Annotated in this window: 9 protein-coding genes; 3 read left to right on the forward strand and 6 right to left on the reverse strand. The window is 38.5% G+C overall.

Translation table 11 applies throughout. The features are described 5' to 3' along the window. The first annotated feature begins 15 nt into the window (after nucleotides 1-15). Nucleotides 16-1,884: a sensor histidine kinase gene (locus ACOWPH_RS12510; RefSeq protein WP_015215712.1), complete on the forward strand. Its 1,869-nt coding sequence runs from the start codon at nucleotides 16-18 to the stop codon at nucleotides 1,882-1,884. 194 nt (nucleotides 1,885-2,078) lie between these two features. Here ACOWPH_RS12510 and ACOWPH_RS12515 read toward each other — a convergent pair whose 3' ends face one another. Further along, on the reverse strand, nucleotides 2,079-2,960 hold the full coding sequence (locus ACOWPH_RS12515) for a 4-hydroxybenzoate solanesyltransferase (RefSeq protein ID WP_015215713.1): 882 nt from the start codon (nucleotides 2,958-2,960) through the stop codon (nucleotides 2,079-2,081). Nucleotides 2,961-3,185: 225 nt separating this feature from the next. Here ACOWPH_RS12515 and ACOWPH_RS12520 point away from each other — a divergent pair, with 225 nt between their 5' ends. Beyond that, nucleotides 3,186-4,838, forward strand: a complete 1,653-nt coding sequence (locus ACOWPH_RS12520) for a Ppx/GppA phosphatase family protein (protein WP_015215714.1) — start codon at nucleotides 3,186-3,188, stop codon at nucleotides 4,836-4,838. A 429-nt stretch (nucleotides 4,839-5,267) separates the two neighbouring features. Continuing rightward, nucleotides 5,268-5,600, forward strand: a complete 333-nt coding sequence (locus ACOWPH_RS12525; RefSeq protein ID WP_096713132.1) for a pentapeptide repeat-containing protein — start codon at nucleotides 5,268-5,270, stop codon at nucleotides 5,598-5,600. Between the two features lie 37 nt (nucleotides 5,601-5,637). Here the strand turns inward: ACOWPH_RS12525 and ACOWPH_RS12530 are convergent, their stop codons facing one another. The 5 genes from ACOWPH_RS12530 to ACOWPH_RS12550 form a co-directional block, all read right to left on the reverse strand. Next, nucleotides 5,638-7,866 carry a protein kinase domain-containing protein gene (locus ACOWPH_RS12530; protein ID WP_096713131.1) on the reverse strand — a complete coding sequence of 743 codons (2,229 nt, stop codon included), beginning with the start codon at nucleotides 7,864-7,866 and terminating at the stop codon, nucleotides 5,638-5,640. Nucleotides 7,867-8,058: 192 nt separating this feature from the next. After that, the gene (locus tag ACOWPH_RS12535) at nucleotides 8,059-8,826 is read right to left on the reverse strand and encodes a PP2C family serine/threonine-protein phosphatase (protein ID WP_015215716.1); all 768 of its coding nucleotides are present in this window, start codon (nucleotides 8,824-8,826) and stop codon (nucleotides 8,059-8,061) included. Nucleotides 8,827-8,846: 20 nt separating this feature from the next. Next, nucleotides 8,847-9,503 carry a vWA domain-containing protein gene (locus tag ACOWPH_RS12540; RefSeq protein ID WP_015215717.1) on the reverse strand — a complete coding sequence of 219 codons (657 nt, stop codon included), beginning with the start codon at nucleotides 9,501-9,503 and terminating at the stop codon, nucleotides 8,847-8,849. 569 nt (nucleotides 9,504-10,072) lie between these two features. Beyond that, nucleotides 10,073-12,238, reverse strand: a complete 2,166-nt coding sequence (gene pabB / locus ACOWPH_RS12545) for an aminodeoxychorismate synthase component I (protein ID WP_042466074.1) — start codon at nucleotides 12,236-12,238, stop codon at nucleotides 10,073-10,075. A 362-nt stretch (nucleotides 12,239-12,600) separates the two neighbouring features. Beyond that, the gene (locus tag ACOWPH_RS12550; protein WP_422665728.1) at nucleotides 12,601-15,951 is read right to left on the reverse strand and encodes a condensation domain-containing protein; all 3,351 of its coding nucleotides are present in this window, start codon (nucleotides 15,949-15,951) and stop codon (nucleotides 12,601-12,603) included. Between the last annotated feature and the right edge of the window lie 3 nt (nucleotides 15,952-15,954).

Genomic DNA, 15,954 nt, shown 5'->3' on the forward strand with positions numbered 1-15,954 from the left:
ATAATCGCTCAATGAATGATAGATGTTGCCAAGCAAAAAATTAAAGGTGTGTTTTTGTGGTTCAGTTACTTAAGCAATAACTGGAACATAGCTGAAAAAATTAGTTATGGTTACACTATCACAATTAGCATTGCTGCAATTGGGACGTTTAGCGGCTTGGTGATTGCAAATCATTATGAAAGAACTGCTCAAAATCAATTATTTTTATCTTATCAACAACAGTCACTTTTACAAGATTTAAAAAATGCAGTAATAACAGTAAGATTGCACCCACAAAGATTAGCTACTGTATTAGATAGTTCTATTTGGTTTGAATTAGAAAAAAATAGATTTTTGAGTGATATTTCTCTGGTTAATAAGCAATTATCTGAGTTGAAAAATTTTATTAAAGCCAATCCCCATAGCTTGGCAATAAACAATCATGATTTAACTACTTTAGCAGAAAAATATAAAATAAATACAAATTTGTATACTCAAATAGTTGAAAATTTTTGGTTACAAATAGGATCAAATAATTTATCACTAGAAGAAATAGATAATTCTTCCGAGCAAAAGCTAATATCATTATTAAATAACAAAAAATATCGTGATATTAATATTAAATTTGAGCAATTGTCAGATGATTTAATTGTCGTTATCCAACGTGCTGATATTCAAAGAAAACAATCAAATGTTAGTTTTAAAAATGCAGAGAAACTGCGAATACAAATTATTTTAGGAAGTATATTTCTTTCTTCTATAATGGCAGCAATACTGGCATTTTTTACTACTAAATTAATTACCCACCCTCTAAAAGCAGTTACTCGAACTGCTAGAAAAATTACCGAAGAGTCGAATTTTCAACTCAGGGCTGATGTGAGCAGTAATGATGAGGTAGGTACATTAGCAAAATCTTTAAATAGATTAGTGGAATGGGTGGGGGAATATACTCAACAACTCGAGTTAGCTCGTAAAATTTTAGAGCAAAGGGTAGAAGAAAGAACCCAGGAACTCCAACAAGCACAGCGAACTTTAGAACAAAGGGTAGAAGAAAGAACCCAGGAACTCCAACAAGCACTGCAAGAATTAAAAGATACTCAAGGACAATTAATTCAAACTGAAAAAATGTCTTCTCTGGGGGAAATGGTAGCGGGAATAGCTCATGAAATTAATAATCCTGTTAACTTTATTTATGGCAATATTCAATATACTGAAGATTATCTGCAAGATTTAGTTGATTTAATAAATTTATATCAGCAACAATATCCTCATGAAAATTTGATAATTGAGGAAAAAATTGCCGAAATTGATTTAGAATTTCTCAATGAAGATTTGTCGAAAATGCTTTCTTCTATCAGAATGGGCGCTCAACGCATTCGGGAAATTGTTTTGTCGTTGCGTAATTTTTCTCGATTAGATGAATCTGAAATCAAGGATGTAGATATTCATGAAGGGATTAATAATACTTTATTAATTTTAAATCATCGACTTAATAGAGAAGTGGTGGTTATTAAAAATTATGGTAATCTCCCCTTAATTGATTGTTATCCAGCCCAACTCAATCAAGTGTTTATGAATATTCTAAGTAATGCAATAGATGCGCTAATTGATCATAAGGAGCAACCCAATAAACAAATATTGATAAGTACATCAAAGGTAGACGATAATCATATTCAAGTCAAAATTAGAGATAATGGATTAGGAATTCCAGCAGAAATTATCAATAAGCTATTTGATCCTTTTTTCACTACTAAGCCAGTTGGTAAAGGTACTGGCTTAGGACTGAGTATTTGTTATCAGATAATTGAAAAACACAAAGGTAAAATAGAAGTTGTTTCGGCTATTACCCAAGGGACAGAGTTTGCAATTACTTTGCCGATCAAACATATAATTAGGGTTTGCTGAAAAAGTTATCTATGAGGGCAGGGAACAGGGAACAGTTTTAGGCATTTTCATATCCTCAGTTTCCCAAATTCGACTAGGAAAAATGCACCTGTTTTGAGACACCATCAGCTAAAATCTTGCACTTTATTGTGATAAAAATTCACGAAACTCTTATCAATAAGCGATTTCAGCTTTATTCATCAAGCCCTAAGTATTTAAAAAGAACCGACAATCATACCTGCTAGAATTAAGAAACCTATCCAAACATTTTGACGAAACATTTCACCATAAACTGGATTGGGTAGTTCTGGGTTTCTTAATTGCAGAGATTGCCATAACCAGCCAAAAGTAGCAATTATTAAGCTGATCCAGAAAGCTGTATTGAGATGAACTAAAACACCGATACCAGCTAGGAGAATGACAGTACCAACGAAGAAAATGCCAATAGCTGTAGGGGAGTATTTACCAAAAAACAGGGCGCTAGAATTGATGCCAATACGTTGATCATCTTCCCGATCGCTCATTGCATAAATTGTATCAAATCCCAATGTCCATAGAACCGTTGCCCCCCACAGCAACCAAGTGGGTGCGGAAATGTTTTGTGTGACTGCACTCCAGCTAATTAAAACCGCAAAACCCCAAGCGATGGAAAGCACTAATTGCGGTACAGGAAACACCCGTTTTGCCCCTGGATAAAGTAATATTACGGGTACTGCTGCTACAGATAGCCAAAAACTCAATGGGTTAAGATAGAAAGCGAGGACTGCTGCACAGGCTAGGGCAACGATACCAACTCCTATACCAACTTTTACAGAAAGAGAGCGAGAAGCAAGGGGGCGATCGCGTGTTCTCTCTACTTGCGGATCTATATCTCGATCCCATAAATCGTTGACAACACAACCTGCGGCACTTGTGGCTAAAGTACCTAATATAATTACCCCCACTAAGGGTAAAGGTGGTTTACCAGCAGATGCTAAAAACACAGCCCACAGTGCAGGGATCATCAAAATCAATCTGCCTTCTGGTTTATGCCACCGTAATAGCTGGATAATTACAAGCCATAATGGTTTTTGGTCATTTTCTGATGTTTTTAGCATATTTGATCGATTCATATATCTTCACATCTATAGAATATCCTTATTTGAACACCACCAACACATAAAGTGAAGTTGCAGCTTTGGATACAAATTCCTATTCTAAATTGTGGGTAATGTTACCAAACAATTAACCTGACAAGCCTGTAGATTGCCAGTAATAAGTATTGAGTGCGGATTAAACCGACACAAAGTTTGACCATATGTTGTTAAGAGAGAGTAATTTAAATGCTGAATTTAGTTTCAGCTAATTGGGAGAGTACACCTACTCAACCAGTTAAGCAAAACCCGATTATTGCGGCCATTGATATTGGTACTAATTCCTTACACATGGTGATAGTGAGGATTGAACCGGCTTTACCAGCTTTTACGATGATTGCTAAAGAAAAAGAAACAGTCAGATTAGGCGATCGCAATTTGGAGACTGGAGAACTGAAACCAGAAGTGATCAAAAAAGCGATCGCTTGTTTAGGACGTTTCCAAGAACTCGCTAAAAGCCTAGAAGCAGAAAGCATTATCGCCGTAGCAACTAGCGCCGTCCGTGAAGCACCCAACGGTCAAGATTTTTTACATAGAGTAGAAACAGAAATAGGCTTAACCATTGACTTGATTTCTGGTCAAGAAGAAGCACGACGCATCTATTTAGGCGTGTTATCGGGGATGGAATTTAATCACCAACCGCATATCATTGTTGATATTGGTGGTGGTTCTACAGAATTAATTTTAGGTGACTCCCAAGAACCCCGTAGCCTCACCAGTACCAAAGTAGGTGCAGTGCGCTTGACTGGGGAATTAATCAGCACAGACCCCATTAGCGATATTCAGTTTAAATACTTGCAAGCTTACGCAAGAGGGATGTTAGAACGTTCTGTAGAAGATGTACTTTCTAAACTCCAACCTGGTGAATCTCCGCAGTTAGTAGGAACATCTGGCACAATTGAAACTTTAGCAACAATTCATGCTAAAGAAAAAATGGGTCTTGTCCCTTCTACTCTCAACGGTTATCAATTTAGTCTTCAAGACTTGCGGACATGGGTAACTAGATTGCGACGGATGACGAATGTAGAACGCGCAGCAATTGCAGGAATGCCAGATAAGCGGTCAGAAGTGATACTAGCTGGGGCAATAATATTACAAGAAGCTATGACCCTGTTAGATGTGGATACAGTCACACTCTGTGAGCGATCCTTGCGGGAAGGTGTGATTGTAGATTGGATGCTGACACATGGTTTAATTGACAACAGATTGCGCTATCAAGGTTCGATTAGACAGCGTAATGTGCTGAAAATTGCCAAAAAATACCAAATTAACCTGGAGCATAGCGATCGCGTTGCTGCATTTGCATTGAGTATATTTGATCAAAGTCAAGGTAAACTACATAATTGGGGTAAAGACGAAAGACAATTACTCTGGGCTGCTGCCATTTTACATAATTGCGGACATTACATCAGTCATTCCTCACACCACAAACATTCATACTATTTAATTAGAAATGGTGAATTACTTGGTTACAACGAAACCGAGATCGAAATCATCGCTAATTTAGCCCGTTATCACCGTAAATCTGCACCCAAGAAAAAGCACGAAAACTACCGTAATTTATTACATAAAGAACATCGGCAAATGGTATGTCAATTGAGTGCAATTTTAAGATTAGCAGTAGCTTTAGATAGAAGACAAATTGGGGCAGTCTCTCGCGTGCAATGTGAATATTTTCCCAATGTACATGAATTGAAAATGCTGATTTTTCCTTCTAGTCTAGGTGATGATTGCGCCTTAGAACTGTGGAATTTAGATTATAAAAAAGGAGTGTTTGAAGAAGAATTCGGGCTAAAATTGGTAGCAAGTTTAGTAAATACTTGCAGCGTAAATTTTTCTTAGCTTTTATGGTGCGTTAAAATGTAAGGAGTCAGGAGTCAGGAGTCAGGAGTCAGGAGAAAGAAGGAATAAGAATATTTCTCTCTTCCGTTACCTGTTCCCTGCTATATCAAACATTCTATATCCTGAATCCTTACGTTAAAATTCAGTTAATGCACCTATACAAATATCTGGGTAAAATGAGGATGATTATTAATATTTTTTAACTAGATATTACCCTTGTAATACTACCTTTTTTATCTATCCATATAAGTTACATTTTGTCAAAAAAAATTAGATGCGTTTCCCCTGGCTATCACCGGAAATATTGGTGATTTGGGCTTCGGCTAGTTGTCCTGTGGGTAGGTCGGTGGAAAAGAAGGTAAAGTTGAAGGTGTTCCAGATGGTGAGTAGGTTAGAGTTATATGTGTTATTTGATGAGAAACTTATATTATGGATGCTGAAGAGTTGTTGCAACGTTATGCTACTGGCGAAAGAAATTTTGTTGGGATTAATCTCAGAAATGCTAATTTGAGTGGAGTCAATCTGAGTGGAACTGACCTTAGTGGAGTTTGCTTGTATGCTGCCGATTTGAGAAATGCTAATCTCAGTGGAGCTAATCTCAGTGGGGCTGACTTGAGGGTTAGTCGTATGGAGGAAGTCAACTTGCAAGATGCCAACTTGGAAGGTGCTGACTGGTACTGTGCTGAGATGTATGGTGCTTTCTTCTGCAATACTATCTTGCCGGATGGAGATATTGTCACTGAGCCTAACCAACTTGAGTGAGTCTGAGCCAAGTATCCAGTGGAATCGCAATTCCTCATTATAAAATACTACCTCCTGGTATTTCTTCAATAGGGAAATTCGGTGTTTGATTATTCTTATTATTATTTGCAACAGTAAGAAAATAGGAAAAACCCAGTAAGCAAAACAAAAAAATAACACTCCAGAATCCTTGATTGCGTTGCTTATTCCTGACTAGTATACTAGGTTTGAAAAATGCTTTTGATTTGGAAGTAGATGTTCGTGAACTAACTGGTTTTGATTGTGGAGTAGATTTTCGTGAACGAACTGGTTTTGATTTGGGAGTAGATTTTCGTGAGTAAATGGTTTGTGATAGTAGCGGCCAAATTTTAATGCTATTATCAGCACTTCCACTAGCAAGAATTTTACCATCTGGACTATAAGCTAAAGAACGAACTGAGTTAGAATGTCCTTCAAGAGTGTTTATTTCCCATCCGGTAGACGCATTCCAAAGTTTGATAGTTTTATCACCACTAGCACTAGCCAGAATTTTACCATCTGGACTGTAAGCTAAGGAAGGAACAGAATCAGAATGTCCTGTAAGTGTGAATATAACTTTACCAGTGGAGATATTCCACAGTTTGATAGTGTTATCAGAACTCCCACTAGCAAGAATTTTACCATCTGGACTATAAGCTAAAGAACGAACCCAATTATCATGTCCTATCAATGTGAGAATTACCTTACCAGTGGAGATATTCCACAGTTTGATAGTGTTATCAGCACTACCACTAGCAAGAGTATGACCATCTGGACTATAGGCTAAGGAAAGCACCGAGTCAGAATGTTCTTTCAGAGTAATTATGACCTTACCAGTGGACACATTCCATAGTTTGATAGTCTTGTCAGCACTACCACTAGCAAGAGTATTACCATCTGGACTATAGCTGAGGAAACAAACAGAGTTGTTATGTCCAGCGAGAATGCGTATTTCCCTACCTGTAGAGACATTCCACACTTTGATAGTTTTATCACGACTACCACTAATCAGGATTTTACCATCTGGGTTGTATGCGAGGGAATTAATCCAGTCAGAATGGCCAGTCAGAATCTTGATTAACCCTCCTGTAGAAGTATTCCACAATTTGATCACCTGATCACGACCAGCACTAGCAAGAGTATTGCCATCTGGACTGTATACTATGGAATTGATAGAGTTGGAATGTCCAGTGATAGTCAGGATTCCTGCTACCGTAGTGGCATGAATAGCAGGTAGTTCTTTTGGTTTATTAACCCCAAATATATCAATACCGAGTTTTGTAGAGCGATCGCACCAATAACACTTACCGTAAGTTCGGCTATAATAATGACTATCTACCATTTCACAGACATTTAGCTCATTACTAGCAACCTTTAAAGCTGTCATCCATTCCTTAGCGGTAGGACGTAAATTAGGATTTTGATAACCATCATTAAAGCATTTTAAAAAATATTTTTTTAACTCTGGATGAACAATATCAAGAGTAATTGTTCTCTCTACAGATTGAATTAAACTATTTGAACTATATAACCATAAACCCTGGCGGATAAGTTCATTAACTTCTGGAGGTTCCCCCGCACCTATCCACTTTCCCTGAAAAGGACTATTACCACCAAATAATAATTGATAGATAATTACTGCTAACCGAAATCTATCATGTATTTCTGTTTGTTCAATACTAGCAATATCTGCACCAATCAACTCTGGTGGTGTATAACCATCTGAACCTACTAAACAACGATAAACTTTTCCATTTTTAGGATTTTTAACCTGAAAAGAATCTGTATCAATAACTGAAGGTAAAGCGCGATTATTAACTAAAATATTTTGTGGCTTAATATCTCCTAACACATATCCAGAATCATGAATTGCCGCAATAAATGAGGCAATATTTAATGCTGTTACGTGTAGAAAATGCCAATTAATACCAAGTTTTAACTTCTGACAACGCTGTGGATTATAAATATCAATAAGTTGTCTGGCATTCTTCACTTCTGGCATCAAAAAACCCACATAATTACCATTAGCATCTTTCAGCAATGACTTAGGCCAAGCAAAAGAAATATGATTCAGGTGGGAATTGGGATCAGTTGGTGGATACGATATCATTACCGTTAGTTTTTGCAATCGTTCAGGTGTTGGTAAATGATAAATTTTAGCTAAATAACCATTGAGATTAGTTTGCCAAACTTTCGCTTCACCACTATCTATAGATTCACCTAACAGAGTAATTGATTTTCCCGTACTGGCACAGGTGAGAACTGTCATATAATTTTAATTAGGTTTAATTAGGGCTTGCTGAAATATATTCCTAAAATCCTAAAATGTGTAGATTAGGTTGAGGCTATGGGAAACCCAACAAAATCTCAGAAATATTGAAAATGTTGGGTTTCATTCTATTGCTTTGCAACGAAGAAAGCGAACAAATTAACCTACAGTTTTTTCAAAACAAATTTCATCCTATTCAAAAAGGCACAAAAGCAAAGTTTTATCATCATCAGTACGAGAATTTAGCCGTTCCGAATTGAGGAAATCAATAATATAATGATCATCATCTTCTGGATTATTTATTTCTCGTAAATATTCTTCAAAAGGTTTAAAAAATGGCGGAAAAGGTTGCCAATCACTCAAGCGAATTGCTACTTTTTCTAGTCCATCAGTAGAAGCACAAATAAACTCTTGCTGTCCTGAAATAACCCTCACTTGCATTTCATCTAGTGCATTAGCTGAAGTGATAAAAGTCGTTTCGTTGAAAAATTCACCTTTGTTAGGTTCAAACAACAATTCATATTCTGAGTCTTGGGAACGCACTACAATAAATCCGTCCCCAATTTGCATAGTTGCAATCCATTCAGAAGACGCAATAAAAACCAAAAGTGTACAAGCTAAATCATTAACAGAGTAAGTTTTTGTGTCTGCTTGATTGTGTAATTTGGCGATAACTTGATTGACAATTTTAGCAAAAAAATCTTGAGCTTCTGGTTGAGAAAGTGGTTGAGAAAAACCTAACTTATGAGGATATTCATTAATATCGTCAAAGTACTTAATCACAGTTTCTACTGCTAATTTAGAGCCAATTTGAGAATATTTAGCACTTCCTGCACCATCAGCAACCGCGCCCACAATCACATCATTAAAAATGCGATAATCTCCATAGTCTTGACAAGGTATTTTTTGCTCTTGATGACTCGTTCCCGTTGCAGAACGAACAATTGCTTTCCAACCCACAATAAATAAATCCTCTCAATCTAGCTGGTAATTTGACCCCATCCAACCGGCGGTAATGCAACAGCTTCCCCTACTTTGCCACTAGAAACCCGTTTCATGGAAGTGGAAAGCCAAACAAATAAAGAGCGAAAATCTAAGCCATTTAGCATCACTGGAGGACGTTCAGGAGGTGCAATTTCTCTGAGTTTATTCATATCCGCACCCTGGACACCAACAGTAAAAAACAACATTCGGCGTTGTTCTTCTGCTTCTCTCACTCTTTGCGCTGCACTTTGCCAATAATCTGTAGGCGCACCATCAGTAATTAAAAATATCCAAGGACGATAATAGAGTATGCCGTTATTTTTATAAGTCTGTTTGCGAGTTTCCAACAAATCCAAAGCGTATTCTATTGCTTCACCTATTGGTGTACCACCCTCTGCTTCTAGCTTGGGGGTTGTAAAATTATCAATAGTCACAAAATCTTGCATCATTCGCACAGGGGCAAAAGTGACAATAGCAACTTCTACGCTGAGGGAAGCTTGAGCATCTTTTAAAACATCTTCTTTAAAAGCTGCCAAACCTCGATTTAACTCCTGAATAGGTAGCCCTGACATTGAACCAGAAGTATCAAGTAGAAGAATTACAGGACAACGATTTTCTGGGTTTTCCACAAATTCAGGTAGTCCTATTGGCATTTTTGATGCTCCTGGTTAATCAAAATGGGACTCAAAATATATAATTTAGATTCTATTTGTCACTACATATTTTAACACGAGTGTTGGTACGTGATCAATACCCATAAAGAACTTCCAAATAAAAAAATGTACAAAAATTTCTTGTGGTGCGGGCCGAAAAGCCCGCAAATTATCAAGGATGGGCATCCTGCCCATCCCACAAGATTGAATAATTTATTTTCTGGTGTTCCCTAACAGCTTGATAAAAAGGGTTTAACTATTAGCGCAATTTGATCAGATTTCTATCTCTAGGAAAGGCTGTGAGGATTTTCAATTTATTGTAAGTCATAAGCCTTATATAGAAAGGGTTTGAGCCTACAAAAAAGATTTAGTCTAAACTCCTCTAAGTAAGTTGGGTCGCAGAAAGAGGTAACCCAAAGAGTAATCTTTGGAATCTTCACCTTAAACGAAGCAAGAAGGTGGGGAGGGTGTCAATACTTGTATTTCAAAGATCAAATACTAGTCTTATCGTATTGGAAACTGTCCACAAACTAAAATAATTTCGGATTGAATTTTGCATTTTTAAGCACCTATGCCTGCACTTTTTCATAGCTATCAAGAACCTCTGTTTCTGTTTCCTGAATGTAATACTGGTCAGGATCAAAAGCTCCATGAGTTGCGATCGCCATAGCCTGGAGCAATGCCTTTGCTTTCAGCATTGTTTCCTGAAACTCCATTTCCGGATCAGAAAGCGCTACAATGCCTCCGCCAACGCCTATCGAGGTTTGTTCTGTCGTCAGCACAGCAGTCCGAATGACAATATTCAAATCGGCCGAACCATTCAATCCTAAGAAGCCGATCGCTCCTGAATATACTCCCCGTGCTTCTTGCTCTAAGCGATCAATAATTTCCAGGGTTCTGATCTTGGGTGCGCCTGTCATCGAACCACCAGGGAAAGCATGACGAATGCAGTCTGTGGCATTCATCCCGGCGCGTAATTGACCGCGAATGGTAGTTACCAGTTGATGCACGGTGGCATAGGTTTCCACATCCATCAATTTGGGAACATGGACTGTACCAACTGCACAAACCCGTCCCAAATCATTACGGAGCAAATCCACAATCATCAGATTTTCCGCCCGGTCTTTTTCGCTGTTCCGCAATTGTTCGCGCAGGATAAAATCTTCTTCGGGTGTTTTTCCGCGTGGTAGAGTCCCTTTGATGGGCTTTGTTTCCACCCAACCTTGGCGATCAATGCGTAGAAATCGCTCTGGAGATGAACAGGCGATCCCTACATCGCCAAAACGCAAAAATGCCGAGTATGGAGCCGGATTGATGCGGCGTAATGAACGATAAAACACCAGAGGATCAGGTGTCGTGTCTGTGTGAATATGGTTTGTCAAACAAACTTGATAAGTTTCTCCTTCATGAATTTCTTGCAAACAATTATTAATATCACGGAGGTAAGTCTGATGAGATCGGCTTAGTCGAAAAATTACAGGTGTCTCGTTCTTCAGAGGCACAATTGGCAACAGGGGAGGAAGGTGATCAATTTGGTGTCTGATCGATTCAAACCAAGTTTCTGCTAATTCGTATTGTCCTTGTTGAATTAAACAGAGTAGATAAAGGGTTTGTTCCTGGTGATCGATCGCAATCAGGCGATCGGCTAACAGAAACATGGCATCGGGTAAGATAGAGGCGTACTTTAACTGAGATCCAGACTCTGCCTTGAGTTCATAGCCAAAATAACCCACAAACCCGCAGTTAAAATCGAAGGGTAAATCATCAGATGAACAGTGTCGCAGTTCAATTTCCCTTTGGAGATACTCGAAAATTCCCTCTGTCCTACGGCTGATGGCATCAGATTTTGTAACTGTGAGTTCCTGGGTTAGCGTTTGATAACGAATCAACAGACTGTTTTCGCCACTGCTATCTCCCATGAAGGAAAAGCGAGAAAGACCGGGTTCAACACGACTGCTATCTAGCCAAAAAGCATTTGGTGATTTGCCAAATAAATGTACAAACATCTGCTCGGTATCAGGACACAGATTCAACTTGTGCGTACAAAGTTCAAATTTCTGCTGCTGTTTTTGGTCAGAAGAATTTGAAGGCGTGGGAGCAGTCCCGTTGTTTCCTGTCCAATAGTGTTTTTTCGGGCTGTTTTCTTGCTCTTGGGCAAATTGTCGGGTAATTTGTTTAAAATTCTCAAATAAGGTGTGTCCATACTCAGTACAGATTGACTCTGGATGAAACTGCACACCCCACAGTGGTAAAGAGCGATGGCGCATTCCCATGATCAGGTTGTCATCTGTCCACGCCACTTTTTCTAAACAGTCCGGTAGATGATCTGCAACCAGCAAGGAATGGTAGCGCACAACGGAGAAGGGAGAAGGAATTCCCGCAAATAATAAATCAGTTCCATTGTGATAAACTTCACTCAGCCGACCATGCCGCACTTCAGGGGCATGAATAATCTTTCCTCCGAACACATCACCAAGCCCTTGATGTCCAAGACAAACGCCTAGAAGTGGGACTTGGGCATTTTGAATAGCTTGACGACAAATGCCAAAATCTTTGAAATTCTCAGGACGACCAGGCCCTGGTGAAATCACAATATTGTCAAATTCCCACTGTTGCACTTCTTCCCATGCAAACTTATTTGTAATTACGGTGGGATATTCTCCATTGACTTCGGCAATTAATTGGTAAAGGTTAAAAGTATAAGAATCATAGTTATCAATAATTAAAGTTTTCACGTTGCTATCCTCACAATTTAAGTTCTCAACGATCTCATTAAGTCCAGTGGCTGATAGGTCGTTCATAATTGTTAGTAGGGTGGGCATTGCCAGGGGAAACGCATCTTATCAATAAAGGACTATTGAATCTCAATAACGACCTATAAATTCGCATTAATGCCTCCTTATTGACAATACTTTAATCAATTACCATGACTCTAAAAAATCAATCAAACGATAAATTAAGATTTCTTCGTTAATACATCAAAATTGTATTTTGTCAAGATAATTTAGATGCGTTTCCCCTGTGGGCATTGCCCACCAGATCGAGGTTTTGGTAAACATTGCCTACTCTACAGATACTAATAGGTTCTCCATAATCCTCATCTATTAACTGTATTTTTTAAGATTTCAATGTAATTCTGAAGCATTGAGCGAATATCTTGGCAACTAAAATATATGCGATCATATTCTACACGTATGCTGACATTTCCTGAGAATGATTCCATTGCAACACCATAATTTAAAGGGAAGTTAAACTTGTCATGAAACCTTCTCCTGTTTATCTCTAAGCCAGTATGCTCAGAAACATCTTTAGCATTATGAAAATGTACAAAATTAAACGTAGCGAAAAATAACTCTGCCCTAGAAATAGGTTTTAATTGTTGGTCTGAAAAAATTTGTAAAAGTGGATATCTAACATAAGGTTCGATATCAATTAGGGATTGCTGTACATTTTTAATTTGTGCGCCTTTATCTTCTGTAATTATTTGGCAAAACGGAACAATATTCCAGAATAAACCCAAAGCTCCAAAGGGATCAGATAATCTTTCTGTTCTACCATTGGATATAACTCCTACAGAAACCGTTTTTTCTTTGATAAAAGTACCAATGAGGTCAAGGTAGGTACTCAAGAAAATTGCTTTTGGTGAAACTTTCAATTTTCGAGAGTATTCACGTAAATCGGCAATTATTTCTGAGCCAAAATTGTATTCTTCAGCAGTATATTCTACTTGTTTGCCTGAATTAATTAACGGCTGTAATGGTTTATATGTATAATCTCTCAAGTGAAGCCTCCAGAAATTAGATGCGTCTGGTGAGCCAATTATCTCTTTTTCCAAAGTAACAAATTCCTGGTAGACATTGGCGGCTGTAGATACTGTAATTTCTTCACCTTTTTTGATAGCAGAATATAAGTCATACAGTTGGTTAAGAAATTCGATACTACTCCAGCCATCTGTAATTGCATGATGTATGGACATGAAGAATTCAAATCTATTCTCGGCCTTACGAAAAATCCAGAGTCTAAAAAGTGGTTCATGGGGATTTTCAACATTGAATAAATTTTGTCTATCTTGCTTTACAACCTCATCAATGTAATTTTCCTGTGCATCCGATTCGATGTTGCTAATGTCTTTTTCATTGATGGAAAATATCAGATTTTTTTTAACCACCTGACAAACTGGTTTGCCGTTATGAAAAATAAACGCCGTCCTCAAAGTCGGATGTTTTTGTACCAGAATTTCTAGAGCTTTCTTAAAGGCATTTAAAGAAAGATGATCATCGTATATATCGAATGATTCCTGTCCGTGGTAAACCCCCATTTTTTGATGGTCATTGGCGTAATGATACAACATAAATTCTTGCATTTTGGCAAGAGGATACGCCAATTCAGTATCTTCAGGCAGTAAATCAGAGATATTCTCAGTCAGTTCTAATAAATGTAAGGGCGCAGAAAGATTATTTTCCTGATGGTGAATGGTCTGATTTGCAGATATATCAGCAGATAAACAATGGGCAATTAGCGATTGCAATCTTTCCACAAAATCTTGAGCGAGATTTTCAATTGTGGCGCGTTGGTGGAAATTCTCGCTATAAGTCCAGTCTAGCTGTAACTGTCCTTCTACGACGAGTCCGTTAATATCTAGCAAGCGATCGCAACTTTCGCTCTGGCTATGTTCTGCCCCCACTGATTCAGAGGCTGGTTTGTAAAAGGAATTTTCTTGCGTTCCCCAATCAAATTGTCCCAAATAGTTAAAACTTATTTCTGGTTGTGGTGTTGCAGAAAGTTGAGAGGTAATATCTGCATCCCCACTCAAATAGCGCAGCACACCGTAACCAATTCCTCGGTTAGGAACAGCACGGAGTTGTTCTTTGATAGACTTAATTACATCTGCTAGATTATCTGTTGCTTTTAACTCTAAAAGTACAGGGAAAATCGCCGTAAACCAACCGACTGTCCGCGATAAATCTACATCGTCAAAAATATCTTCCCGTCCATGACCTTCAAGGTCGAGCAACACAGAGCTACTACCAGTCCATTTACTTAAGGTCTGCACCAAAGCAGTCAGCAAGATATCATTGATCTGAGTTTTATAAGCTTTGGGAACTTCCTGCAACAGAGCGCGGGTTTCGCTCGGTGAAAGTGATACCGATACTATGCGGGTAGATGCTACGGTGTTAGCACCTAAGGCATGATCTACTGGTATCCGGGTAATTTGTGTACGTGAAATGCCTTGCCAATAAGTTAGTTCTTGCTTTGCAGTATCTGATTGCGCGTAAGCATTCAGTTTTTCAGCCCAGTATTTAAAAGATGTCGTCTTGGAACGAAGCTGAATCTTTTCGCCGCGACTGATTTGTTGGTAGGCTGTTTGCAAATCTTCTAACAAAATCCGCCAGGAAACGCCGTCTACTGCTAGGTGGTGGATGATGATTAGTAATCGGCTGGCTTTGTCAGTACCAAGAGCAAAAAACACTACTCGCACTATTGCACCAGCAGCAAGATTCAAGCTGGTTTGTAGGGAAGCAGCAGTAGCTTCTATGGTTTCTTTTTGTTCTGCCTCTGATATTCCCGATAAATCTACATGAGAAAAAGAAATAGTATCATCAGGGGTAGCGTTAATCTGTTGCCAATCTGAATTAGACTGCACAAAACGTAAGCGCAGCGCATCATGATGTAACAATAATTGTTGCACAACTAGCGACAACAGAGCCGGATCAAGTGTTTGCGGTACTTCCAGGAGAAATGACTGATTGAAATGGTGAGGTTCTAGGAAATTTTGGGCAAAAAACCAGTTTTGGATGGGTGTTAGAGGTAATAACCCAGTTACCAGCCCTTGTTCTGCCCTCACTATTCGAGTAACATTATTCACTGCTGCTAATTCAGCGATCGTCTGGTGTTGAAATATCTGCTTTGCAGTCAGTTGCAGTCCGGCCTGTTTGGCTTTAAAAATAATCTGAATGCTAAGAATGGAATCCCCACCTAGTTCAAAGAAGTTGTCATGGATGCCAACTTGCTCAAGGTGCAGAACCTCACGCCAGATTTTGGCTAGTATTTCTTCAGACTCAGTGTTAGGTGCTACTAGATCCGTTTCTAGTTCATGACGTGCTGTATCAGGCTTAGGTAGATTGCGGCGATCAAGCTTGCCATTAGGGGTAAGGGGTAGAGCATCCAAAACCACAAAAGCAGAAGGGATCATGTAATCTGGCAACTTCTGTTTGACAAAAGAGCGCAATTGACCTTTAATTTCCGACTTGCTGCGAGTCACAACATAAGCAACCAAGCGTTTAGAACCAGGAATATCATCAGAATCAATAACTACAGCTTCTAATACTTGCGGGTGTGTAACCAATACAGTTTCAATTTCCCCCAATTCAATGCGAAAACCCCGAATCTTCACTTGATTATCAATTCGACCGATAAACTCGATGTTCCCGTCGGGTAAATAACGCACCAA

The sequence above is a fragment of the Anabaena sp. PCC 7938 genome, from assembly GCF_049315035.1.
Taxonomy (GTDB): domain Bacteria; phylum Cyanobacteriota; class Cyanobacteriia; order Cyanobacteriales; family Nostocaceae; genus Anabaena; species Anabaena cylindrica.

What these genes read in the sequence shown, in the direction of transcription:
- ACOWPH_RS12510 (WP_015215712.1), top strand. Translation starts at nt 16, where the DNA reads ATGATAGATGTTGCCAAGCAAAAAATTAAAGGTGTGTTTTTGTGGTTC.
- ACOWPH_RS12515 (WP_015215713.1), bottom strand. Translation starts at nt 2,960, where the DNA reads ATGCTAAAAACATCAGAAAATGACCAAAAACCATTATGGCTTGTAATT.
- ACOWPH_RS12520 (WP_015215714.1), top strand. Translation starts at nt 3,186, where the DNA reads ATGCTGAATTTAGTTTCAGCTAATTGGGAGAGTACACCTACTCAACCA.
- ACOWPH_RS12525 (WP_096713132.1), top strand. Translation starts at nt 5,268, where the DNA reads ATGGATGCTGAAGAGTTGTTGCAACGTTATGCTACTGGCGAAAGAAAT.
- ACOWPH_RS12530 (WP_096713131.1), bottom strand. Translation starts at nt 7,866, where the DNA reads ATGACAGTTCTCACCTGTGCCAGTACGGGAAAATCAATTACTCTGTTA.
- ACOWPH_RS12540 (WP_015215717.1), bottom strand. Translation starts at nt 9,503, where the DNA reads ATGCCAATAGGACTACCTGAATTTGTGGAAAACCCAGAAAATCGTTGT.